The organism is Thalassobacillus devorans MSP14 (assembly GCF_000496835.1).
Classification (GTDB): domain Bacteria; phylum Bacillota; class Bacilli; order Bacillales; family Halobacillaceae; genus Thalassobacillus; species Thalassobacillus devorans_B.
On sequence record NZ_KI543236.1, the window covers coordinates 461,055 to 485,981 of the forward strand.

Genomic DNA, 24,927 nt, shown 5'->3' on the forward strand with positions numbered 1-24,927 from the left:
TAGGCCTGGTTTACGCTTTCGGGGATTTATCATCATTTTTTTCGTCAGATTCATCATTCATCAGGCTATTGGCTGATTTTTTGAATTCTGATAATGTCTGTCCGAATGCAGCTCCGATTTCCGGCAGTTTCTTGGGTCCGAAAATGATCAGTGTCACGACAAGTATGATGATCAGCCCCGGTATTCCTATGTTAGTCAGTCCCATGGTCGTCTCTCCTTTTATAGAAAATGGTTACGCTCGTTTGCTTGCTGCTTTTGCTTTGACTAATTGACCTTTATTTTCCCTGTATTTCATGATACCTTCCGCTGCCCGGTATGCTAAAGCGCCCACGGTTCCGGTAGGGTTGTATCCGCCATTATGGGCAAAAGCGGAGGCACCGACCACGAACAGGTTATCTGCATCCCACATTTGCAGGTAGTTATTCACGGCTGAGGTTTCCGGGTCAGCCCCCATAATCACGCCGCCCGTGTTGTGGGTGGTCTGATAAGGAACGATGCTGTAATGGTCTTTGATCTCTCTTGGCTCCACAATGTCAGCGCCCATTTCTTTCATGATGTCGGCGCATTTGCCACTTAAATAATCGTGAAGTTTCCTGTCCTGTTCCGTAAAATCGTACGTCATGCGCAACAGCGGAAAGCCGAACACATCCTTATAATCCGGGTCCAGGCTCAGATAGTTGTTCCGATGCGGGATTGATGCTCCTTGCGCACCGATTGCAAGGTTTCTGTGATAATACTTGATGGACTGGGCTTTGAACTCTTTGCCCCAGTTCGGTGTATCATTCGGTACCACGTTGTTGTTGATCGGCCGCTGTCCGGTTTGTGAGATGGCCAGCACACCGCCATGAATGAAATCAAGCTTGGAATGGTCGAAATTATCGCCATTATAATCATCGACGGCCGCACCCAGGGCCCCCGCTCCCATATAGGTGTTGAACTTTTTGTCTTCAAAAAATCCGGTCGCCCCCGGCAATATTTGATAGCAATAGTTTTTCCCGATCACACCAGTACGTGTTTCCGGGTCATAAGGTTTACCGATGCCTGCCTGCAGAAGCAGACGGGCATTATTCATGACGTAGCTTGTCAGGACAACGACATCTGCCGGCTGGATGAATTCTTCTCCCGTTTGCAGGTCGACATATTTGACTCCTGTCGCTTTGCTTCCGTCATACAGGATTTCCGTAACATTCGCATGGGTGCGAAGTTCGAAATTCCCGGTTTTTTTAGCGGTCGGAATAACCGTGACATTCGGAGATGTTTTGGCACCATATTCACAACCGAAACGCTCGCAAAAACCACAATACTGGCACTGATTAATCGTTTGTCCATCAGGATTTTCGTATCGTTCTGACAGGTTTCCGGACGGAATATGGACAGGATGAAGGTTTTTATTCTTAGCCGCATCCTTGAACAGTTTCGTTATCGGCGTTTCTTTCATCGGCGGGGTAGGGTAAGGATTGTTTCTTGGTGCACCTTTCGGATTATCTTCCCCGCTGATCCCTGCCATCTGTTCGAATTTGTAAAAATAAGGATCCAGTTCTTCATAAGTGATGCCCCAGTCCTGCAGGGTGTAATCACTGCCGAGTTTATTCGGCCCATACTTCTCCTCGGTCTTTGTTTTTATTTCAAAATCATAAGGCAAAAACCGCCACGTCTGCCCGTTCCAGTGAACCCCGGCTCCGCCAAGTCCCTCACCAAGCAAAAACGATCCCAGCTGGCGCATCGGCAGTGCCCGTTCATCCCGATGATTACGGAAGGTGATCGTCTCTCTTGATAGATCCTGCATCAACTCGTAGCGGATGGCATACCGGTATTCATCATGGACATGCTGGAAATCCTCGGTCGACCGCGCCTTCCCGCGTTCAAGCCCTACGACCTGGACACCCTGCTTGGTCAGTTCTGCAGCAATGATGCCGCCAGTCCAGCCGACTCCTACAGTGACCACATCTACTTTCTTCAGCTTCTTAGCCATTTAATTACCTCCCATTTGGTTACGAAGCGAAATGCGCCCGTAATGGTTTTGGTTCCTTTTTGATAAATTTATCTTTTCCAATATCATTGATGTAGCTCATGTAGTTGCCCGGGTACTCTTTCATCAGCCAGCCTTCCATGTTGCCGTTCCCGCCATAGAGCGGGTCGGAATAGGCGCCTTCCAGTGTAGCCGAACGTAATAATTCGAAAAACGTGGTAGGGGTGACCCCTTTTAAATCTACCTTACCATCCTGGAATTTCTGCAGTATTTCATCCTTTTGTTTATCTTCGAGATCCAGGAAGGAGGAATCAAACCCCTTCTGGCTTTCGTTTTCAATCGCCTGGATGCCTACCATGAACACCTCATGCCGTTTCAGCCGTGTCTGATAACCCTGGAAGTCAGAACCCGGATAGAATGGACGCTGCATATATTCCCGGTCGTTATGGCCATAGGCTCCAGCTAATTGATGGTCAATAAAGTAGGGAACCCCCAATTTGATAGCTCCTGGCCCGTTTTCATCCTCCGGGAAAATCCGTTCGGTTGCTGCGCTGAGAATATCGAAGTCCTTTTGCCTGGTGAAATACATCAATGCCCGGTTGTAGTCATTTGCATTGTTGTTTTTCTCAGGAGATGCCTGCTGCTGGTTATCGGTGAAGACATTTCTGCCAAGGATGGTACCGAGAAATCCACCACCGATGGCGCCTCCTGCGACATAGCTTGAGTTTTTGATAAATCGTCGTCGCGACATCGTCGATTTTGTATTTTCATCCGCCATACTGCTGCCCCTTTCCAAAAAAGCGATAATTATGCATGTATTTTTACCAATGTAACCATCAGAGAAAGAATCTATACGTTTTCTGAATTTATAAGTGCCTGACCCCCGGTGAGTTAACGCTTTACTGCAGTGGGGGTCACTTTATAGGATTCTTTCCGTTTGCTTGTTAAGCAATAATGAAATCGGTTACAATATGGGCAATAGGAGGTGTGCTTATGACGTCATCTTTTAAACAAATGGAAGAAATTTTCAACCGGACGCAAACAGCTTTAAATGAATTTAAAGATATCATTACTCCAGTGATCGAGAAGGCGGAGGATGATCACGAGCGCCTGTATTGGCATCATATTTATGAGGAAGAAGATCATCGTTCAGACCGATTGGATCAATTATTGCCCCAGCTTAATCAGATTAATCGTAACGAGGGGAGTGTATCAACGGACGACAGAGAGTTTGTATACCTGTTGCAGGATATCAGTCTGGAGAAGTTCGGGTTACATAACTTTCTTGAACATCTGGATCTATCTTTGTATACCTTTAAGGATACAGAATTTGAACAGCCGATCCAGAAATTACGTGATATGACAGCAGAAGATTACCAGCAATCCAAACAGCTACTGGAACGATTGAATGAAGAATTCAAGATGGCTGACTATCAGGCTTCGGTGCCTACGGATGAAAAAGAGGATATCGACAAAAGCCTGAAAGTTGAGGCGTATTCCCTGCCTGCCGGGGAAGTTGAAAAAAAGGAAGAACCAAACAAGTACACAACTCGGAAAAAGCTTACAGTAGGAAGCTTAAAGCACTCATAAGGAGGTCAATGTATGGATAAAACAACACTATTTGCAGACTCACCTTTAAGTAATGAAGAATGGAACGAATTGGACCAGACCGTGTTCGATCATGCAAAAAAACAGCTGGTCGGCAGACGCTTTATTGATATATATGGTCCACTGGGAGAAGGAGTACAATCGGTCCCGACAGACATATACGAAGCACCGGGCCGTGGAGGAATTAGTCTGCAAGGGCAGGATTCCGAGCTCTCCAACCCCGCACGCCGTGTCAATCTGACGGTACCGTTGTTGTATAAAGACTTTATCCTTTATTGGAGAGATATACAACAAGCCAAAACCCTTGGCAGTCCAATTGATTTTTCGGCTTCTGCCAATGCTGCACAGCAATGTGCCCTTGTGGAAGATGACCTGATTTTTAATGGTGCAAAGGAATTTGATCTCAAAGGGATCATGAATATAAAAGGGAAGCTGTCCCACATCCGTAATGATTGGATGAAGTCGGGGAATGCATTTGCCGATGTGGTAGAGGCGAGAAATAAACTGTTGAAGATGGGGCATACGGGTCCATTTGCTCTGGTGCTTTCTCCAGAACTATACGCATTGATCCATCGTGTTCATCAGGATACCCATGTATTAGAAATTGATCATGTGCGTGAACTGATGACTGCCGGCGTATTCCAATCGCCTATGATCAAAGGAAGCCGTGGAGTTGTGGTCGACGCAGGGAAACAAAATATTGATCTTGCGATAGCCAGTGATTTTGATACATCTTTCCTCGATGAAGAAAACATGAACTATCTATTCCGGGTATATGAAGCGATTGTATTGAGAATTAAGCGTCCTACCGCCATATGCACCCTTGAACCTAGTGAAGAATAATGTGTAACATACAACAAGGTCAGGACCCTGTGTGAGTCCTGACCTTGTTGCGCATATTTGTGATTTTTGGGTCAGGCGATTGTATAAATCTTTTCCTCGGGGTAAACGGCACTGACATCTATTTCTTTTTTAACATTTTTCAGGCCGATATCTTTGATTACCAATAAGGCTTCCTCACGGAAAAACGGGTTATAGCTTCCCTCATTGAGTTCAATAAGGCGCTTTAAATACTTTAGTTTCTCTTGCATCTTTGTATGTTTGTAGGATTGATTGGATAATTCATGAATTTTCTTATGTTTAGGCTGATGGATGATGCTGACTTCTTTTGCATTTACAATCAACAGCTGACCTTCTTCGGTGACACATCCAATAGAACAGAGAGCAGATCCTAATAACTCGACCTTTGTGATGACGATATTATTATATTCATCCCCAGTAGAAAGGCGGAGATAATCGCTTTCAATGACTCCACCAATTTTTCTTTCGTTCGCAAGGATGGTATTCATATCTTCGAATCCGCTTATTTGTTTATTCATCATGATACCTCTCCTTCACTTGATAACGATTCTCATTATCATCATTTTAAGTGATAATAAGTGGATGGTCAAGAACATTTTGAATCAAGTTAACGAGCACAATGCACAGAAAGGTGATTCATGTGATTAAAAAGTTGACGATCGGTTCTTTAAAGCCGGGCAGCCAAGTACCTTATAACCAGGAAGAGAAAAGCAGGACAGCACCTTCTAAATCAGAAAAAAAACAACTGGAAATAGAGCAGCATGGAGCGACTTATAGAGTAACCCCTGTACATAACGTTACCGTGTTAGATTCAGCTTTAAACCAAAAAATCAACCTGGATTATAAATGTAAAAAAGGAACGTGTGGAAAGTGTCAGATAAACGTGTTAAAAGGAGATGCTTTGATCACTTCTGTAAATGACAGGGAGCAAAAAAAGCTGAGAGGGAAAATAGACGATGGTTATCGGCTTGCCTGTCAAGCTGTATTTAAAGAGGGATAAAAGCATGTGTCATCCTTTATATCATATGCAAAAATGACGCCGTGCATGTTAAAAGTGTCATTGAAAAACAGTGGGAGAAAGGTGGCAATTGTATTTCCATCTGATAAATTCCTCTAGTGACAAAAGAAGCGAAGTTATGAAGTTTAAACCACTCAGGTTTTATCTGAGTGGTTTTTTAAAAGCTTTGACAATGACACCATCGTTGGCAGGTTCGAAATCCTGGGAAGGGATACGTTCAAATCCCATATTTGTATAAAGTGCCATGGCATTTTTCATGAAATCAGCAGTATGTAGACCAATATGGGCATGACCTTCTTTTTTGGCAGTTTCGATACAATGAAGAACGAGGGATTTACCGATTCCTTTTTTTCGGGAAACGGAATTTACTGCAAGCATCCGTATTTCTGGATAGTCAGCTACTTCTTCCAGCCACTCATAAGCTTCTGTATTAGCAGGAAAAAGTACAATGCTTCCGATGATGCTTCCGCTTTCTTCCATAACGTAGATATTCACACCTTCTTTCAAGTCATCTTCAGAAGAAAGCGTTCCTTTCAAGGCGTTCCAGTGTTCTTCGGACACAAGCGGTTTGTATTCCTCGTAGCAGCCGATCCGTTGGTTTCGGACAAATGGGAGTTCCTCCTGTTTCATTGGTCGTATATGCAAATTATCCACTCCTTTTCTTTCCTCCAATTATAACGAATTTTCGTTAAAGACATCAAAAAAACGTAATTTCGTAACAAACGTGTGGATCGGATTACAATGGAAAAATTTAAAGTGCCTGACCCCCGGTGAGTTAACGCCATACTGCAGTGGGGTCAGGCACTTTTGCTCGGAAGAAACGTTATTATTAGGTCTTGCTTCGATAGTGAATCCGAAACAAATAACTGGTATGGTAACTAAAGAGATGATTTACAAGGGAAAGGCAGATAAAAAGCAAATTGCTATTACTTTTGATGATGGCCCGGAAAAAACTTATACACCAAAAATCAAAAAAGGGTAAAGGCTACATAAAAGCGTCTGATCTTTTGGGGTCAGGCATTAATTAAGAACTAGGAAAGAGAGGTGAGGCCAATCAATTCAGAGGTTAGTATTTTAGGTGTGTTAGTAGCAATGGCGTTAACGATAATCTTGATATTCAGGAGAATTAACCCTCCATATGCCATGATGGCAGGTGCTTTAGCTGGCGGAATTGTCGGAGGCCTTCATATAGCAACTACCCTCGACTTCATGATCGAAGGTGCTCAATTACTGACACCAGCCGTATTACGGATTTTAGCAGCAGGAGTCTTGGTTGGGGTATTAATAGAATCAGGCGCGGCCAGCGTCATTGCGAATACGATTGTTACAAGAATGGGAGAAACAAGAGCTTTATTAGCGATTACGGTATCCACATTAGTTTTAACAGCAGTAGGTGTGTTTATCGCAGCAGCTGTTATTACAGTGGCCCCGATTGCTTTAATGATTGCCAAACGAACCGGAGTTTCAAGACTAAGTGTTTTAATCGCCGTCGTATGTGGGTCGAGAGCAGGAAATGTAATGTCACCTAACCCGAATACCATTGCAGCGGCTGAAAGCTTTTCCTTACCGTTAACGAGCGTCATGTTTGCTGGACTAGTACCAGCGGTCGTCGGAGCGGCGTTTACATATTTTATTGCCAAAAAAATAAATATTAAAGGTTCGATGGTCACTAAAAACAGGGAAGAAAAGACAGATGAGATGAATAAGCCTCCTTTTTTTGCGGCCATTTCAGGGCCATTGTTTGCGATTTTTCTCCTATCCTTACAACCGTTATTCGAAATTAAAATTGATTCATTACTTGCATTGCCAGGTGGAGGGCTCTTTGGGGCGGTCGTGATGAGAAAAACAACAGATTTAAAGTCTTATATGTCAAGTGGGCTTCAAAAAATGGCTGGTATATCCATTTTAATACTAGCGACGGGGACGTTAGCCGGCATTATCGTGAATTCCTCACTCAATAGCATGATTATGAGCGGCTTGAAAACATTTGATTTACCCATCTCTTTCATAGCACCTCTCTCAGGTTCGTTTATGGCGTTAGCGACTGCATCAGCGACATCTTCTGCGGCGATTTCCAGTAATGTGTTTGGTGAAATATTGTTAGAGAATGGAGTCAGCGCTTTAGCTGCTGCAACGATGATCAATGCTGGTGCGGTTTCTTTTGATCATTTACCGCATGGTCCCCTCTTTCACATTTCACGGGATAGTTTCTTCATGCATATGAAAGAACGACTGAAAGCACTGCCATATGAAACGTTAATTGGGATTGTAATCGTGATTGTTTCTACGATTATTTATGGAGGTTTACTTTAAAAGCTGGAGTACCTGGAAAGTTCTTACTTAAAACTGAAAATCCTCCAACATTTCGATATTAAGGTTGGGGGATAATATATTCATTCGTTTCGGATGATTAAACCATGTTCTGATTGGATATTGGAGCAGTGCATTAGGAAGCAAATATATATGAAAAACTATTCTTCTAGTGGCAGAAGAAGGGGAGTTAGGCAAAAAAAAGTTTGACAACTTCCCCTGTATTTTGTCATAATGTTGACTAACAACATACTGGTACCTTTAATTCAGTCCCGTGAGGCTGACAAGGACAGCGTTTTAAGGAAAGATCTGTGAAAGACGTACAATTCCGAGAGAGTTGTATCTTTTTCATGCAGCATCTTAGGGCTTCTTGTCGGATAACGGCAGGAAGCCTTTTTTTATGCCGGATCTTTCCCGCTCCCGGTACCGGTATCTATTACAGATACTGGAGGAATCGAATATGAAAATGACAGATGGCGATTTTGCATTAAAGGCTGTACCTCAGTCAGAACGGCACGGATTTTGGAAGATGCTAATGGTAATGATGGGACTCACTTTTTTCTCAGCGAGCATGTGGTCAGGCGGAACACTTGGTACAGGTTTAACGTTTGTTCAGTTTATGGCGATTGTCCTGCTCGGTAACCTTATCCTTGGCGCTTATACAGGTTCTCTTGCTTATATTTCTGCAAAAACTGGTCTTTCCACTCACTTGCTCAGCCGTTATGCTTTCGGTGAAAAAGGATCCTACCTTGCTTCGCTGCTGCTTGGCGGAACGCAGGTCGGATGGTTTGGTGTCGGAGTGGTCATGTTCGCTCTTCCTGTTCAGAAAGTGACCGGCATCGATATGATCTGGCTGATCGCTGGTTCTGGAGTGTTAATGACAGCTACGGCTTTCTTCGGGATGAAGGCGCTGATGTTGCTCAGCTTTATCGCAGTTCCCCTGATTACGATTCTTGGAAGCTTTTCCGTTTTTCGAGCGGCTGGAAGCATGGGTGGCTTTGAGCAACTGATGGCGCACAGCCCGTCTGAATCACTTGGACTTGCGGCTGCACTGACGATTTGTATCGGTTCCTTCATTAGTGCTGGTACGTTAACCCCTGATTTCACCCGTTTTTCAAAAACGAAAAAATCTGCCGTCACAAGCACGGTCATTGCATTTTTCATTGGGAATTCGCTTATGTTTCTATTCGGTGCAGTAGGTGCGATGGCGACAGGAAAAGCGGATATATCCGAAGTGATGTTCACGCAAGGTCTGATTATTCCAGCCATTCTGGTACTCGGGATGAACATCTGGACAACGAACGATAATGCACTCTATGCTTCTGGACTTGGTTTCTCAAGCATTACGAAAATCACTAAAAACAAAGTTGTCATTTTTAACGGGATTGTCGGAACAGTGGCCGCGATGTGGCTGTATAACAATTTCATCGGATGGCTGACGATGCTCGGTTCTGCCCTGCCGCCGATTGGAGCGATTATTTTAATCGATTATTATTTATACCGCCGTAAAGACATAACTGCATTTGAACAGCAGACATTCAAAAAAGTTAAATGGACCGGAATCATCGCCTGGGCAGCAGGTGTCGCGGCCGCCCAATGGGTACCAGGCATTGCACCAGTGAATGCTTTGATTGCTTCCATCCTTGTCTATACTGTGCTGTCTAAGTTAGCCGAACAGACCGTACACCACCAAGTTGAAGAAGGAGAAGTTGTATGATTATTAAACAAGCAAAACTCCGAGGAAAAGAAGGCCTTTGGTCGATAGTGATAGATAATGGCGTCATCCAGAAGATTACGCAGGACCAAATAAACCAGGAAGATGACACCACTATCAACGCAGAAGGGTCGCTTGTCATCCCTCCATTCGTCGAACCGCATATCCATCTGGATACGACCCTGACTGCCGGAGATCCCGAGTGGAACAAAAGCGGTACTCTTTTTGAGGGAATTCAGCGCTGGGCGGAACGGAAAGATAAGCTGACCGCAGCGGATGTAAAAGAAAGAGCAAAGCAGGCTCTGGCAATGCAAATCGCAAACGGCATCCAGCACGTGCGTACCCATGTCGATGTCACAGATCCTGAGCTGACCGCCTTGAAAGCTCTGTTAGAAGTAAAAGAAGAAATGAAAGAAGCGGTCGATCTTCAGCTCGTTGCTTTTCCACAAGAAGGCATTCTTTCCTACCCGAATGGAAAAGAATTGCTGGAAGAAGCTTTGAAGCTTGGAGCAGATGTGGTTGGAGCTATTCCACACTTTGAGTTCACCCGCGAGTATGGGGTGGAATCTTTGAAAATTGCTTTTGATCTCGCTCAAGAATATGACCGGTTTGTCGATGTGCACTGTGATGAAATTGATGATGAACAATCCCGGTTTGTGGAAGTCGTCGCAACAGAGGCATTAGAAAGAGGTATGGGGGAGAAGGTGACTGCGAGTCATACGACCGCCATGGGCTCGTATAACGATGCCTACACATCGAAGTTGTTCCGTCTGTTGAAGATGTCCGGCATTCATATTATCGCTAACCCCCTCGTCAACATCCATCTGCAGGGCAGGTTCGATAGCTATCCAAAGCGGAGAGGTTTAACGAGGGTAAAAGAATTAAAGGAAGCCGGCATCAACGTAGGTTTTGGTCACGATGACATCTTCGATCCGTGGTACCCGCTCGGAACAGGCAACATGCTGCAAGTTCTTCATATGGGGCTCCATCTCTCCCACCTGATGGGATATGATCAAATCAAACAGGGCATGGACTTCATTACTGAAAATAGTGCCAGGATTTTAAACCTGAGAGACAAGTATGGCTTAGACGAAGGTCGACCAGCCAACTTGATTATACTCGATGCCGAAGATGAATACGAAGCGGTAAGAAAGCAGTCGGCTGTCCGTTACTCGATCCGCCACGGAAAAATTTTATCGGAAACGAAACCAGCTGAAACGACGGTACATTTTTATTAGAATGATGGTATAACGAAAGACCGGCTGACTGCCGGTCATTTTTGTATACAGGTATTGGAATTGTGATTGTATTGGTAGTCACTATTGGATAAAATAGTGTCTGATACCCAGTGAGTTAACGCTTTACTGCAGTGTGGGTCAGGCACTCTTTTTATTTTTATTGCAAGAACTGGAAATACAAAAGGGACTATATAAAATTGTGTAAGTCCCTAGTAATAAGCGTTTGACTAATAATTATACGATGGTATAATTTTGAAGGCATTTCTAATTTTACGATATCAAGAAAGGAGAATACACAATTGAAAAAGAGAATGTTAGTCATAATTATGCTTTTATTTGCTATTCTGTTAGTAGCTTGTTCCGAGGATGCTTCAGAATCTACAGAAAAAAATGAAACAAATACTGGAGAAGAAACTACAAATGGGCAAGAAGAAGAGACCAAAGAAGTAAGTGAAGAAGAAACTACTATACAATCAGATGATGTAGAAATTACAGAAGAAATGAAAGAAATGACCTATGATACTATAATGGGGTACGAGGGCGTAAAGGATGCTTATATTGAAGTAAACGGCGATGAGATAACGATGACCCTCCAAGTAGGAGCAAGTCTCAATGAAGAGACACGTAAGGAATTAGGCGATAACTTTGTAAGGAACTTATCCTCTAATGTTTCATTTAATTATGATGAACTGGAATCACCATCAAAAGACGATTACGGTACATTGTTTCATCTCTATGATTTGCAAATAGGTGTAGGAACAGGTGCAGATGACATCATCCAAGGTGCGAAAGTTACTTCATCACCAAAAATCACTTGGTAATTATCAAATATTTAATAAGTTTCCTAATAGAGTTCCAGACAACTTTTTTATTCTGTGACGTAGAGGCTGGAAATGTGGTGCCTGCCCCCCAGTAGTTAACACTTTACTGCAGTGGGGGTCAGGCGCTTTCTTTTCGCGGGATTTGCTCATTCCATTTTTGGTCGCACTAAAGATCATTACATTTGGAAAGGCAGACCTGATTTCCTGTAAAGGTCGTAGATTAAGAATTATATAGTTCCTGCCACAAAATTTCACGCTTTAGTGTAGTGGGGTCAGGCATATTTGATTTTCTTATATAGTTAAAAGAGTGATCTATCAAAATTAAATTTAGTTAGAAGTACCATAAACATGACTAGCATTTAAATGGAACAAGGTACATGATTAAGAAATAATATTTGTACTTTAGGATGTTTATGAGTATAAGAACTGAATTACATTGCTAAAGGCTTTAAGCCGTTATATGCTTAAGGCTTTTTTTTATTTTTTGTAATTAAGTTTTGCAATCAAATTGAAACAATGTCACTTATATCAGGTGGATAAAGTGGCGAAACTTTGCAACATTAATATTATGGAAAAGAATAGCAATTTACATAATACAGTATTAAAAAACTTTGGTAAGCATTTAAAGGAAATTAGGGTTAAAAAGAATTACACACAAGAACAACTAGCAGAGGAGGCAGGGTTCACAAGGTCATATTATACAGAGATTGAAACAGGGAAAAGAAATATTTCCTTAATTAATCTCTATAAATTAGCTACAGCTTTGCAAGTGTCTTTAAGTGAGTTAGTAGAATTTAATGAGGGGGAGGAATTTTAAAATATGCCTATTTATTATGATGGGAAAAAGTATAGGTCAAAAAAACATCCTATGCTAGAGTACATTTTCAATAAAAAAACAGACAATGGTAAGAAAGGAATAGGGGAAGATCATCTATTTACATTAAGTGATATTGCAGAAGGATATAGAGCATGCGGTATTAATGAACCAGTATCAATATCAAATACAATTTTAGACTTGACAAGGAAAAATACAGGGATAGCATCTAGACTACCCGATACAATTTATGAACATGGATATGATCTTAGGAAAAGAACTGGTAGATCTCCACAGGGTAATCTAGCAGGTGAGTTTGTTTATGTGGGTGTTGGTAAATCTATTAATGCTTGGTTGGAATGGCCATCAATCCCTGATCTGGAAGTAGTAATAGAAAATACTGTTCCTCACTCAATTATAAATAAGGGACTTTTAGGCAGAGATGAAGGCGCTTTATTTTCTGTTATTGACTATTGTGATGTGTTATCCCATGCCTTTTATAATAAGCCTAATCAAGTAATAAGGGTACAAAACCCTAAAAAGTGGCAACCAAATGAAATAGATGGTTTGTATTATAGCGAACAGCATGACACTCTCTTTCCTTGTGAGGCTAAAGCATTAAGTACAGGAGATGATATTAATTTAGTTCAACTCTTAGGTGGTTATAAAACCATACAAAGTAAAATGCCTCACATGGATATAATTCCTGTAGCTGTACGCATGGTTATAAATGGAATAGATATAGGGTTATTTGAGGAAGAGGATGAAGAATTAAAAATGTACAAATTCATTAAAGTTACTTTTGATCCTCAAATTACAGCTTGGCTTTGATTTAAAATGTTCTTTTCTGTTATAATGATGTTTGATATAAGTGACTAAACACATTAGAGTTTTCGAACAGAAAGGAATAGAAACTACATGGCTTTTACATATCACCCACCCACCAGAACAACCTGTCCAGTTTGTGATGAATTAAAAAAGATAGATATAGAACCCATTATTGATACTCAAAGTGGAAGGGCATCTTCTGCTAATAATTTTCCTTTTCATAATTGGTATAATTTTGTATTAGGATATACGCCTAAGTTTCCAGAGTTTATGTTGGAGAGAGAAAATATTACTCATCAAGATTTTGTAGTAGATCCATTCATGGGCTCAGGGACTACATTAGTAGCTTGTAAATATCTTGGTATCCCTTCTAGTGGAGTAGATGCAAATGATTTTATGGCTTTTGCTGCATCAGTTAAATTGGACTGGACTCGAGACATTGAGGGGATCATTAAGAATAAAAATAAATTACTAGAAAAAGTTGAACAGGAATTTTCGAAAGTTGACTGGACTGCAGAGCAAGATTATTCACACTCACAAATGTCAATTTTTGATAACAGTATTCATCTAATAGATTTTAAAGAATATGCAGATAAATATAGACCTGAAATGCTTTCAGAAAGATATATGTCAGACAAACCATTTGTAAAAGCGCATATAATAAAAGAGGCAATAAAAGATACTATTGATAGTGAGTATACTGATTTATTTAAAATGTCATTATCATCAATTTTAGTCCCAATTTCTAATGTGAGTTATGGTCCTGGCTTTGGTGTGAAAAAAGCTAAAGATGATGTAGATGTATATAGTGTCTTTAGCGAAAAGATAAACAGAATGATAAATGATTTGCAATCATTAAATCAGGAACAAAAAAACACACCTTCAACTGTACACCTTGGAGATGCAAGGAAAATTAGTGACTATTATGAACCTAATTCAGTAAAATTAATGATTACCTCACCACCATATCCAGGTGATCATGAGTATACTAAACATACAAGGTTAGAACTAATCTTTGATGAGCTAGCAAGTGACATACAAGAATTTAGAACTATTAAAAAGAGAATGATTAGAGGCTCTACAACTAATATATATAAAGATGATAATGATAGGGAGACTGTAGAAGATTTACAAAGTATAAGAGAAGTTACAGACCTGATCCAAGAAAGACTTGACCATGATGGTGCAACTAGCGGATTTGAAAAATTATATACAAAACTGGTCTGGGAATACTTTGGAGGAATGTTTAAGGCTCTTGAGGAATGCTATAAAGTTTTAGAACCTGGCGGCAAGATTGCTTTATTAGTGAGCGATTCACATGCCTTTAAGATGGTTCATATACAAACAGCAAAAATACTTGAAGAAATAGGATTGAAAATCGGTTACAGTAGCTCAGAGATCCTTTTGTGGCAACACAAGAAGAGTACATCTCACAAATATGATCTAAGAGAAGATATCCTTATCCTTCAAAAGTAATATAATTAGGAGTTAAAGATTCGAAAGAAGAGCTGGAATAGCTCTTCTTTTTACTGTATTCGAATTTGATGGGGAAGACGAAGCGATCCGCCTTGCCAATGACACCGATTATGGGCTGATAACAGAGCGAAAACGTTGGCGGAGCCCCTCTGATCACATTCGATCCAGCCAAGTGTTTATCAATAACTATGGAGCAGGCGGAGGCATCCATATGCCTTATCCGAAAAAAAGTGCCTAACCCCCCAGTGTGTTAACGCTTTACTGCAGTGGGGGGTCAGGCGCTTATTTTTATATATCAATTTATTAAGGAAGGTTGCAATGCAGGAAGGTAAAGAAAAGGTAGTACAGTTTAAGAGAAAGAAAAAAGTAAAATTAAGTACAATTTAGGAAGTTAAAGCAAATCATTCAAGAAAAAGAAAGGAGCTTCGCGAACGTTTTGATGAAATTATAAAGAAATATAGATGAACAAAATTGATATAATAGATGGAGTTAAGTCTATAATTAGTATTTTATGTTAAAATCATTGTATATTATATTGTTAAAACCAGTCATGAGGTGTGTTTTATGGTGGTAATGTTAAACTATCCAGATAAAAAAAGAAAAATATCATATAGTTGGAGGGATATGCCTAAAAGGTGGGGACATAGTTTTCATCCGATTTGCTCTTACTTAGCAATGTTTCCTCCCGGGGTACCTAGATACTTCATTGAACAGTTTACTAAACAAGGAGATGTAGTACTTGATCCTTTTTCCGGCAGAGGAACCGCTCCATTAGAAGCGTGTATAGCAGGCAGAATTGGTATAGGTGTTGATTTAAATCCATTGGCATATTTATTGACTAGAGCAAAAACTACCCCCCCAAGTGTAGAGGAGTTATATAAAAGAGTAGAAGAGTTACGAAATGAGTATGTTAAACCTGATATAACGCAGATAAACAAAATTCCCTTGAAAATTAAAATGTTATATGATAATGAACTTACTTTGCCACAATTATTATTTATAAAAGAGAAGTTCTCAAATTGGAAAGAAAATTGCTCAAATGCAGATATATTTTTATTAGCTTGCTTAACAGGTATTATGCACGGGAAAGTTAATAAGTCTGGTACAAGTTATTTATCAATTAGTATGCCTAATACATTTTCAATGTCACCAAACTATGTGAAAAATTACATAGAAAAACATGGACTAGTTAAGCCCAAGGTAGATGTGTTTGATCAACTATTAAAAAAAGTACAAAGGGTATATAAAGATAATCAGCCAGTAGAACAAGGGTTTTCATACTTAGAAAATGCTAAGAATTTTTCTCGAATTAAAAATGAGCATATACAAAACGAAAATGTAAAAATGATTTTCACTTCTCCACCTTACCTAAAGGTTGTTAATTATGGAACATTCAATTGGATTAGATTGTGGTTATTAGGGGAGGATATTGATTTAATCGATAAAAGCTTAAAGCTAGATGATAATCATACACTATCCGGATATGTGAATTTCATGCTTGATATAATTAGAGAGAGTGAAAAAGTTTTGCAAGATGGAGGATTAGCATGCTTCGTTATTGGAGATGTAGCAAAACCAGGTAAAGACCCATTGAACTTAGCAGAGTATGTTTGGGAGAATGTCAAATTTGAAACAAATCTCAACCTTTATGGAATAGTTGAAGATCACCTCCCATCTAAAGATAAAGTAACTAGGATTTGGGGAAAGACTCAAGGGAAAGCTACATCTATAGACAGAGTGTTAGTATTGTATAAAGGTGTTGCTCCTGACCTCAATTACAGTTTAAGGTCAAAGAAAATATTGAAGAAATACAATTTTTAAAGTTAGCAGTATATATGATTTTGGAGCTTCGTTTCATGTAACACCATATCTTATAGTTTTTTGGCTTAACTGTTGAACAATAATTTAATGTTTTTTAAAACAAACAATACTCCCTCATGCACTGCATGAAGGGGTATTGTTTGTTTTTGAACACAAATAATATTCAAAAAATTCGTTAAAGAAATGGTGCAAAAATTGGAAAAACCTTTTGTTAGTACTTAGATTACTTTAAAATAGAAATATATGTATTTAAGAGGTGGTTATTTTGAACCGATTAACTAATGAGCAGAGGCTGGAGGCAAATAAATCTATCACCCCAAACAAGATTGTTTTGAATGAAAATATAAAAGAAGATGATTTGAGTAATTTTCTGGAGTTTTCTAATAGTGATTATGCAAGAGGTATGCTTAATCATGAAAAGTATGGGTTAACTGAATCAATTCAAACTCTGGATTCAGATAAAAAAACTGCTAAAGTAGAAGTGTTCGATATAGATAATATTATTTTAACAACTTCTTTTAAGGCCTTTTTAGAGTCTAAGAAAGAAAAGAATAAAGGTGATATCATTTATTCTATACCTCCGTACTCTTATGGCTTTTCATTATTATTATCTTTTCATTTAGTACTACAGCATTTAGCAGGGAGTTTGACTAAAATTAATGAGGGCCGATTTAAACCGGGTACTGGAATATTAGTGCTTTCAGATAATATAGAAATGCTATCACACATATGGAGAACCTCAATTAACAAGAACTTTTTGAGAAAGTTTGTAAATATTTTTAATATTGAGGCTGATAAATTTAAGTTGTTTAACTTTAATGATTCTTCTTCTGAGAAAAGAAAACAAAATTTGAAAGATGATAGTCTACCCTGGATTGCATTTTATCGTGCATATAGACATAAGCTTCCCGAGAAATTAGAAAAAGAACCACAAGTTATTATAATTGACCTTCTACCATTTCATCACCGAAAAAGAGCATTGAATCTTCTAAAGTGGGCTCAATCTAAAGCAGAACATGTGATTGTTGTTGGGCCATGTAATGATGATACTTCATTAACCATAGCTAATAGAATAGGTTTAAGTATTCCAATCACCTACAATACCTTAGAAGAACTTACAAATACCTTTCAGTTAAACAAAAAATCTTTACCTAGCCCAATTTCTTCAGCATGGAGCTTGCAAACCTCTATTCCATTTATTAAAGAGGCCCGAAAAATAGTTAATATAAATTCAGTTAGAGGTATGAGAAGTTTTCACGAAAAAGTTTCTTATATATATAGTCTCATTTCTAAGTCTTATAAAAAAAATGGCTACCAGCCTAAGAGCTTTAAAAAAATTAGTAGTTTATTTACAAAAATTCTTTCTAGTCCTATACCTTTAAACTGGTATGAGAGGACGTTATGGCCTAGTACTAAACCTACAATAAAAGAACTCATAAATACTTTTTCAAAGATTCCTAGCGAAGACTTTGAAGAAGAAGTAATAACTCATACACTAATGCCAGATTTAATTGATTGTGTCAGGGATGTATATGAAGATTTATATCAAATGGATGCAACTCCAAGAGGAGTTCTATTATGTGAAGTATTAAATAATAATCTAAAAGATAATAAGAAAATACTTATTATTGTTTCAGAAAAGATTATTTCTAATGAATTGAAAGTTTGGTTGAGAAGTTATATGGAATTAGGCTTAGATCAGCTAAATAAGATTGATGTAGTAACACAAAAAGAATGGGCTGAAAAACAAATTAAAGAAATATATTTAGAAGAATCACTTGAACCAGATGTAATAATTTTAACTAACCCTTGGGTAAAAAAGTATATTAGTTCATTTTATTACTCAAATAAGACTGAAATGAATATATTGGAACTTTATAATGAGCTACCTTTATTAAAGTATCAAATAAATAAAATTAAAGATAACCCATATGGAGAGCAATTTAAAAATAGCTTCTACAAATTGTTTGGCGATAGTTTAAATTATACTTCTGTAAATAATTTAATTTTTGATATTAAACACCATGAGTATAACTTAAATGAGTTGGTTAAAGGCAATATGGATTCCTCAATTGAGACAAAAAATAAGATAATCGAACGTTTTGATGACCAAAGGTTAATAAAAATAATTAGTGAAGGAATAAGTGACGAGAATATTAACTTATCAGAAATAGTGAATTCAACTATTGATACTCAAGGGAGTGTATTTTTCAATTGTGTGAAAATAAGAATCAAGGAGAAGTTTGTTCATAGTGTTAATGATAAATATACGTTCTTACCACTCGAACAGAAAGTAAAGGCTAAATTATTTAATGAAGATGAGGTTAAAAATGTAAAGCCTTTGGAGCTTAAATCTGGTGATATTTGGATTAAAATTAACAAAGACGAAAGAGAAGAGCTGTTTAATGAAGTTTTAAAATTATCATCAAATACATTATTTATGCGATGGATAGAGTCAAATATTAGCGAATGGAAAGATATGATGAATGTTTTGTGGCACAAATATCATAGAAGTGGTAATTATAAAAGACACACTCAAGAATTAATACTTAATGAAATTAATAGGGTTGGGGGGGAAGTAAAGTCAACTCTAACAGTATCTAATTGGGTTAATGGTAATGTGAATTTAGTTAGATCATATAAAAATCTTTTAGCAATTGCTACTTTATTAGAAGACCAGAAGTATCTAGACCGTGTTCAATCAATATTTAAAGCAATGAAAGAGCTATGGGGAATTCATATTGCATTAGGGAAATCCCTTGGGAAAATGGCGTCTGAACAAGCGGGAGAATATATTGGGAGTGGATGGTTAGAGGATTTAGGTTGGATTGACCTAGGAAATGAAATTAGAATTTCGAAGAACGACCTTATGGATTTATTGAGCTTTTTTGAAGTAGAACAAGTAGAAGCCGAAAAAGAATATAGTGCAGATGCACGTATAGTAGGTAAGGTTTTAACCAGTAAAAAGTGTGAAGAGTTCTATAAAGGAGGCATTGTTAAATATGGAAAGCAATCAAATTTTAAAAAACAATGATGAAAAAAAATTCGTGGAACATATGGAGAACGTATTAAAGAAGGGGCTTAAAGGTTCAGAAGAATATTTGGTTACTGGTGAAGAACCTTCTAAAAGGTTTTTTTCAGGTGTGCTCTTCCCAAATTATGAGTTTACAAATCAAGTATCAACTGAAAATGGAGTCGATCCCCAGCCTCAATTTAAAAGTTTGGCTAAGAACTGTAACATGGGCTTAGAGTTTTTAGTTGGTCCAAGTGAGGATATCGTGAAAGGTACTATATCAGGTAAGTTTAATCTTTATCCGCGCTTTTTTCCAGAGTTTAAACAACAAATGGATTCACTTGATTATTTAAATGAAGATTATATTGAACACAAACAAACAATAAAACCGGAAAATCAAGATAGGGATAAAGGGTTAAAATTATTAGAAAGATATGAACAATATGAAGTAAAATTTAACCTTGAATTTAATATAGATATAAACAATTTAGAAAAACAGGAATTATCTCTTAGAGAATTTATTGAAAAAGCGACTATAAAACTATCAGATAGAGAGGATAGTTTTTCAGTAAAAGAAGACTATATAGCTAAAACTGGGGTAGTTGCACTAAATAAAAAGCCTGCAGATTATCAAGAGTTCAATGACTTCATTAACAAAATTAGAGATAAAAATCTAAACTTTCCTGATTGGGATGGACGTATTTTTATTGATCCAGTGTTTTATAAAGGAAAGCATGGAGAAGACTTAATTAAGGTAAGCTGTAATCTAATTAATCAAACTTTAGTACCAAACCTTCAAGAGGGGGAAAAACCAAGTGGTCACTCACTGGAGTTTTTTGATACCACATTTGCTATAAATTTGGAAAAAGGGAATCATGTGTCATTTGAATTTGATGGTGCGATAGATGATTATAAATTCGATAAAGAGTATAAAGTGAAAGGCATTAATTGTGTGGGTTTATCAAATTATAAGAAAGAAAACCTTTTTCTCTATACAGAATCAATACCTTCATTCTTTCAAGATTATTATCGTACTAAGTCAGATTTAGCGGTGAAGTTTACAGACCTATTTACTGAGGATACCTTATTTACATCTTTAGAAAATATTTTATATGAGATGAAAAAATTTCATCATCAATGGAAAGGTTTTATTGATAATAAAGGTGATCAAGAAGTTAAGTTTAGCACTGAAGATGAATTGAAAAAGTGTATTAAAGATATGAAAGAGTTTGAGGAAGAAATTGAATCCTTTGCATTAGGAATATATTCTTTAAAAAAAGAACAGAAGTTATTGGACGCTTTTATAATAATGAATAAGGTCTTTCATGAATCAGTAGAAGGAAAATATGATTCTTGGAGGCTCTTCCAAATTGTCTTTATTGTTAGGATTTTACCAAGTTTGTACTATAGGGAAATGTCTGAAGATGAACATAGGAAAGAGGAAATTTATAAATCCTCCCAATATGCTGATGTTTTATGGTTCCCCACTGGAGGAGGTAAAACAGAGGCTTATCTTGGTTTAATTATTACTACTTTATTTTATGATCGCTTAAGAGGTAAGCAAAGGGGATGTAGCTCTTGGATTAGATTCCCTCTTAGAATGCTTTCAAAGAACCAGTTAGATCGATTGGCAAAAGTTATTATATACGCAGAGAAGTATAGACAAGAAAATAATTTTATAGATAAAGGAGTGCCTTTTTCAATAGGTTTTTTCGCAGGAGGAAGCAATACAGATAATTTTCTTAAGGGAAAAGTAATGAAAAAGTATTTTGAAAATGAGAGAACAAAAATGCGGAAAATGCTAATTCATAAATGTCCAATGTGCAAAAATAAATTAAATTTAGAGTTTGATCAGAGTGCTTGGAGATTTATACATAGGTGTACAAATGATAATTGCTTTGTGGCAAAAAGTAATATTTTGAAGGGGCATATCCCTGTATATATTACTGATTCAGAAGTTTATCGTTTTGTACCAAGTGTGTTGTGTGGAACGGTTGATAAGCTAGCTATATTAGGAAGGTATAGAGAATTCTCTCATATTTTTGGCCAAGTTGGAGGGATATGTTCTAAGCATGGCTATTACTCAGATAGATGTATTGTAGGAATGTACGATGAATATCAGTCTTGTAATGAACAAGCAAAGTCAACTTTAAAGCACAAAAAGATAGTGCAAGATATTAGAAAAACATTTTATGATCCTGTGCCATTATTATTTATACAAGACGAATTACATTTACTTAAAGAAGAATTAGGTGCTCTTAATGGACACTATGAAGGAGCATTAAACGAAATGGCTCGCTCTTTTGGGAAAAGTGAAACTCATTTACCAAAAATCATTGCTGCAACAGCAACTATTGAATCGTATGAACATCATATTAATCATCTATACTTACGTCCACCGAGAAAGTATCCGTCAATGGGATATAAAAAAGGGGAGTCTTTTTATGCAACAAGTACTCCCAAAATTAAAAGGAGACTGTACTTGGGGGTATTACCTCATTCTCGTTCGCAAGAGGAGGTAATTGGTAGAACGCTGTATTTATATCAAAATGAAATAAAGAGGCTATATTCTACAGGCAATTATAAATACTTTAATTTTGAGACTATAAAATCTGAGAAGGATTTTGAAGAACTTCTCTCACTTTATGATCTATCTACAATCTATGTTAATAAAAAAGCTACTGGAAATGATATATCTAGAAGAGTGGAAGAGTTGCAGTCGCTAGGAATAAACTTGAAGTCTGAAATTTTAACTGGCGAAAATGATATGGATAAAATAATTGAAGTCATGGATAAAATTGAGTCACAAGGTGTTGAAGTGAATTTTAGAGAAAAGCTTAATTTACTAATAGCTACAAGTTTAATTAGTCACGGTGTCGACCTCGATAGAATTAACAATTTCTTTATGGCTGGTATGCCATCAAAACAAGCTGAGTATATACAAGCATCTAGTAGATCTGCTAGATCCCATGTTGGCATAGTACTAGTAAGTTTTAGGCCAAATGACTTAAGAGAACGTTCACAATATCAATTTTTTATGCAAAATCATGAGTTTATGGATAGACTAGTTGACCCAGTTCCAATTAATCGGCATTCCTTAAAGGCAGTGGAGAGGTCGTTGCCTGGCTTACTATCTGGAATACTTTTAAACATTCATTCACAAAATCATAATAAGACTATTTATAATTGTGGCTTATTTCGTGATTATGTTGCTTTGAATACAAGTGGAAATAATTCGGTGAGATTGCATTTAATTGAGCAGTTGAAACGTATTTACGGAACAGACAACGATTATTTTACGCTAGCAGCTAAAACTAAAGTAAATGTATTAGTAGAACAATTATTCAAAGAAAAAGAACATTTGTTATTAACTAAATCATCAACTATAAAACTAAAAGATGAACAAGCACTCAATCCTATTACAAGTTTTAGAGATATAGAAGAAGGTATTGAACTTAGAATGGATACTGAAACTTCACATATTTTAAGAAATGCTTCTCTAGTAAGTGAAAGGAGGAAAGATTAGTGAGAAAAATAAAAAGAGGAAAAAGTCAAATAATGTTTAGACACCTTCCAGAATCAGTTTTCATGGAAGATAAAAGGTGGTATAAAGTAACAAATTTAAAGGTTAATAAGTTAAGTGAAAATACTAGCCATTTACTTAAAGCTGTAAAGAAATATGTTTCAGATTGGTCATTAAATTCTGATCTAAACAATAACTTATTCCCAGATGTAGATGAACTTTATTATTTTGGAGAAGTAGATGAGGTTGAGTACTCTCTGTTTCCATTTGTTTTTTATTGTCAAAACCAAAATTGTAATAACGTTCATGAATACTACTCTATAGAAGATATTTCACGAAAAAACCCGGAACTTAGATGCCAGTTTTGTAAGAAAAGTAATATTAAACAATATCCGTATGCACTAATCCATAAAAATGGAGACTTACAGTCCATATCTGTAAAGAAAAATAAAAACGCGAAAAAATGGTATGACAAGTATGATGGAATAAGGATGAAAGATACAAGAAGGTTTACTACAGCAACTTGGTATAATTATAAGAATCATAAATCTCTTGGAGAATTAGGAACAAAAACCACACAATTACCCATAACGAATGACATGAAAAAGAATAATCAACGCTTTTTAGGTGGTACTCATTTAGCTGAGGGGGATATTCATTATCCAGCATTACTGACTATGGTAAATTTAGAACAAGAAAAAATGATAGACAGGCGAAATAATGAAAATTTCCCATTCATACAAATGGCAGGGCTATTAGGGTTAAATTCAATAAAAACTGATGATTACGGTAAAAACTTTGAATTAAAAAATGAAAACGACACAATTCAAGCGATGTTAAATTCCGCTAGTAATGAAAGTGAACGGGAAATTATTTTGAATACATTGAAGAAAGCAAATATAAGCACACAATATTCAGAAGAAGGGATAATAAAAGAAATAAATGATATTTTCAATAATGAGTTTCCAAAAGATAATGTAGTAAATGATAGGTTGCTTCATGAATTTTTATACACTTGGTATGAAAATGGTGGTCAAACTCTAAATAAAAAAATAGAGGAATCAAGTTTAAGAGGAGACTATGTACAAGAAACAACTCTGTTTAACGCAAAAAAAGAATTAGGAAATTTAGGAATTGAAGAAGTAGCCTTATTAGAGAAGTTTCCGGTAATTACTTTAGGAATAGGTTACACTAGAAAATCATTTGATAGAAATAAATCTATTCTAAATCCTTTTTCTCATAATATAAGTTCAAGACCTTATACTCTTATTCCTGTCCTCAAAAATGAAAATGAAGCAATAGTATTTAAGATGGATGCTTTAAGAATATATAAATGGCTAGAACTCAATAGCTTAATAGAGGGAAAGAAAAATCCTGAAAATAGTAAAGAAGCCCATACAATGCTATATAGTAAATTAGAGTTGGCTGGTAAGGATAAACAAGATTTGGCAATGATGGATCCCTCAGATTATATTAACAATAAAGATTTATTTGCAACTATAATAACTTTTCAACTGACCCATACATTAATGCATATGTTGCTTCACGCAGGTAAATCTATCATAGGATTAGATGTAGATAGCATGGCAGAATATATATTCCCTTCTGCACTTTCAGGGGCTATTTATGTATCGAAACTTCAAGGAGGAGGAATGGGTGCTTTAATAGCCGCATTTGAAAATGATCTGGAAAGATGGATAAGAAATACTTATGAAAAATCACAAACATGCTTATATGACCCCATATGTAAAGGGCAACAAGGGGCTTGCCATGCTTGTTCTTATCTGAAATTTTCATGTGATCATTTTAACAGGGCGTTGAGTAGAAACTTACTAATGGGTGGAAACATTGGTGGAAAAGAAATTGTAGGTTTTTATTCGAAAAAATTAGATGATTTCATGAATTAACATAGA

20 protein-coding genes are annotated in these 24,927 nt (G+C 37.2%); 15 read left to right on the forward strand and 5 right to left on the reverse strand.

Going from position 1 to position 24,927, the window contains the following annotated elements:
• Nucleotides 1-10: 10 nt before the first annotated feature.
• The 3 genes from tatA to P855_RS0103115 are packed head-to-tail and all read right to left on the reverse strand — an operon-like array spanning nucleotide 11 to nucleotide 2,747.
• Entirely contained in the window at nucleotides 11-205 is a 195-nt protein-coding gene (gene tatA / locus P855_RS0103105; RefSeq protein WP_028782215.1) for a twin-arginine translocase TatA/TatE family subunit, read from the reverse strand.
• 27 nt (nucleotides 206-232) lie between these two features.
• Complete coding sequence (locus P855_RS0103110) at nucleotides 233-1,972, reverse strand: GMC family oxidoreductase (RefSeq protein ID WP_028782216.1); 1,740 nt, start codon at nucleotides 1,970-1,972, stop codon at nucleotides 233-235.
• Between the two features lie 19 nt (nucleotides 1,973-1,991).
• Nucleotides 1,992-2,747 (reverse strand): gluconate 2-dehydrogenase subunit 3 family protein, encoded by a 756-nt coding sequence (locus tag P855_RS0103115; protein WP_028782217.1) that lies wholly within the window; start codon nucleotides 2,745-2,747, stop codon nucleotides 1,992-1,994.
• Nucleotides 2,748-2,962: 215 nt separating this feature from the next.
• On the opposite strand from P855_RS0103115, the gene P855_RS0103120 reads away from it, so the two are divergent.
• Together P855_RS0103120 and P855_RS0103125 are read left to right on the forward strand one after the other, a co-directional pair.
• The gene (locus tag P855_RS0103120; RefSeq protein ID WP_028782218.1) at nucleotides 2,963-3,559 is read left to right on the forward strand and encodes an IMEF encapsulin system ferritin-like cargo protein; all 597 of its coding nucleotides are present in this window, start codon (nucleotides 2,963-2,965) and stop codon (nucleotides 3,557-3,559) included.
• A 12-nt stretch (nucleotides 3,560-3,571) separates the two neighbouring features.
• A complete protein-coding gene (locus P855_RS0103125) occupies nucleotides 3,572-4,420 on the forward strand; it encodes a family 1 encapsulin nanocompartment shell protein (protein WP_028782219.1) in 849 nt (282 codons plus the stop codon).
• Between the two features lie 71 nt (nucleotides 4,421-4,491).
• Here the strand turns inward: P855_RS0103125 and P855_RS0103130 are convergent, their stop codons facing one another.
• Nucleotides 4,492-4,959, reverse strand: a complete 468-nt coding sequence (locus P855_RS0103130) for a hypothetical protein (RefSeq protein WP_235062604.1) — start codon at nucleotides 4,957-4,959, stop codon at nucleotides 4,492-4,494.
• Between the two features lie 119 nt (nucleotides 4,960-5,078).
• On the opposite strand from P855_RS0103130, the gene P855_RS20345 reads away from it, so the two are divergent.
• Complete coding sequence (locus tag P855_RS20345) at nucleotides 5,079-5,438, forward strand: 2Fe-2S iron-sulfur cluster-binding protein (protein ID WP_051353059.1); 360 nt, start codon at nucleotides 5,079-5,081, stop codon at nucleotides 5,436-5,438.
• Between the two features lie 159 nt (nucleotides 5,439-5,597).
• Here P855_RS20345 and P855_RS0103140 read toward each other — a convergent pair whose 3' ends face one another.
• On the reverse strand, nucleotides 5,598-6,110 hold the full coding sequence (locus P855_RS0103140) for a GNAT family N-acetyltransferase (protein WP_419177255.1): 513 nt from the start codon (nucleotides 6,108-6,110) through the stop codon (nucleotides 5,598-5,600).
• A 399-nt stretch (nucleotides 6,111-6,509) separates the two neighbouring features.
• On the opposite strand from P855_RS0103140, the gene P855_RS0103150 reads away from it, so the two are divergent.
• The 12 genes from P855_RS0103150 to P855_RS20355 all read left to right on the forward strand — a co-directional run bounded on the left by P855_RS0103150 (nucleotide 6,510) and on the right by P855_RS20355 (nucleotide 24,921).
• Nucleotides 6,510-7,769, forward strand: a complete 1,260-nt coding sequence (locus P855_RS0103150) for a GntP family permease (RefSeq protein ID WP_028782222.1) — start codon at nucleotides 6,510-6,512, stop codon at nucleotides 7,767-7,769.
• Nucleotides 7,770-8,226: 457 nt separating this feature from the next.
• Nucleotides 8,227-9,483, forward strand: coding sequence for a cytosine permease (gene codB, locus P855_RS0103155; protein WP_028782223.1), 1,257 nt, complete (start codon nucleotides 8,227-8,229; stop codon nucleotides 9,481-9,483).
• A complete protein-coding gene (locus tag P855_RS0103160) occupies nucleotides 9,480-10,718 on the forward strand; it encodes a cytosine deaminase (protein ID WP_028782224.1) in 1,239 nt (412 codons plus the stop codon). Before codB ends, P855_RS0103160 begins: the two co-directional genes overlap by 4 nt.
• 299 nt (nucleotides 10,719-11,017) lie before the next feature.
• The gene (locus P855_RS0103165; RefSeq protein ID WP_028782225.1) at nucleotides 11,018-11,539 is read left to right on the forward strand and encodes a hypothetical protein; all 522 of its coding nucleotides are present in this window, start codon (nucleotides 11,018-11,020) and stop codon (nucleotides 11,537-11,539) included.
• A gap of 541 nt (nucleotides 11,540-12,080) precedes the next feature.
• Nucleotides 12,081-12,356, forward strand: a complete 276-nt coding sequence (locus P855_RS0103170) for a helix-turn-helix domain-containing protein (protein ID WP_235062605.1) — start codon at nucleotides 12,081-12,083, stop codon at nucleotides 12,354-12,356.
• A gap of 3 nt (nucleotides 12,357-12,359) precedes the next feature.
• On the forward strand, nucleotides 12,360-13,184 hold the full coding sequence (locus tag P855_RS0103175) for a hypothetical protein (protein WP_028782227.1): 825 nt from the start codon (nucleotides 12,360-12,362) through the stop codon (nucleotides 13,182-13,184).
• Between the two features lie 87 nt (nucleotides 13,185-13,271).
• Entirely contained in the window at nucleotides 13,272-14,657 is a 1,386-nt protein-coding gene (locus P855_RS0103180; protein ID WP_028782228.1) for a DNA methyltransferase, read from the forward strand.
• A 37-nt stretch (nucleotides 14,658-14,694) separates the two neighbouring features.
• Nucleotides 14,695-14,895, forward strand: coding sequence for an aldehyde dehydrogenase family protein (locus P855_RS22735; protein WP_152526215.1), 201 nt, complete (start codon nucleotides 14,695-14,697; stop codon nucleotides 14,893-14,895).
• Between the two features lie 326 nt (nucleotides 14,896-15,221).
• Entirely contained in the window at nucleotides 15,222-16,478 is a 1,257-nt protein-coding gene (locus tag P855_RS20350) for a DNA methyltransferase (RefSeq protein ID WP_051353060.1), read from the forward strand.
• 265 nt (nucleotides 16,479-16,743) lie between these two features.
• Entirely contained in the window at nucleotides 16,744-19,512 is a 2,769-nt protein-coding gene (locus P855_RS0103195) for a DrmE family protein (protein ID WP_028782230.1), read from the forward strand.
• A complete protein-coding gene (locus tag P855_RS0103200; RefSeq protein WP_028782231.1) occupies nucleotides 19,481-23,017 on the forward strand; it encodes a helicase C-terminal domain-containing protein in 3,537 nt (1,178 codons plus the stop codon). Before P855_RS0103195 ends, P855_RS0103200 begins: the two co-directional genes overlap by 32 nt.
• Nucleotides 23,017-24,921, forward strand: coding sequence for a hypothetical protein (locus tag P855_RS20355; RefSeq protein WP_235062606.1), 1,905 nt, complete (start codon nucleotides 23,017-23,019; stop codon nucleotides 24,919-24,921). The genes P855_RS0103200 and P855_RS20355 overlap by 1 nt, the downstream gene beginning before the upstream one ends.
• The last annotated feature ends 6 nt before the right edge of the window (nucleotides 24,922-24,927 follow it).

Coding starts and splice junctions, on each gene's coding strand:
- tatA (WP_028782215.1), bottom strand. CDS start 205: ATGGGACTGACTAACATAGGAATACCGGGGCTGATCATCATACTTGTC.
- P855_RS0103110 (WP_028782216.1), bottom strand. CDS start 1,972: ATGGCTAAGAAGCTGAAGAAAGTAGATGTGGTCACTGTAGGAGTCGGC.
- P855_RS0103115 (WP_028782217.1), bottom strand. CDS start 2,747: ATGGCGGATGAAAATACAAAATCGACGATGTCGCGACGACGATTTATC.
- P855_RS0103120 (WP_028782218.1), top strand. CDS start 2,963: ATGACGTCATCTTTTAAACAAATGGAAGAAATTTTCAACCGGACGCAA.
- P855_RS0103125 (WP_028782219.1), top strand. CDS start 3,572: ATGGATAAAACAACACTATTTGCAGACTCACCTTTAAGTAATGAAGAA.
- P855_RS0103130 (WP_235062604.1), bottom strand. CDS start 4,959: ATGATGAATAAACAAATAAGCGGATTCGAAGATATGAATACCATCCTT.
- codB (WP_028782223.1), top strand. CDS start 8,227: ATGAAAATGACAGATGGCGATTTTGCATTAAAGGCTGTACCTCAGTCA.
- P855_RS0103160 (WP_028782224.1), top strand. CDS start 9,480: ATGATTATTAAACAAGCAAAACTCCGAGGAAAAGAAGGCCTTTGGTCG.
- P855_RS0103175 (WP_028782227.1), top strand. CDS start 12,360: ATGCCTATTTATTATGATGGGAAAAAGTATAGGTCAAAAAAACATCCT.
- P855_RS0103180 (WP_028782228.1), top strand. CDS start 13,272: ATGGCTTTTACATATCACCCACCCACCAGAACAACCTGTCCAGTTTGT.
- P855_RS20350 (WP_051353060.1), top strand. CDS start 15,222: ATGGTGGTAATGTTAAACTATCCAGATAAAAAAAGAAAAATATCATAT.
- P855_RS0103200 (WP_028782231.1), top strand. CDS start 19,481: ATGGAAAGCAATCAAATTTTAAAAAACAATGATGAAAAAAAATTCGTG.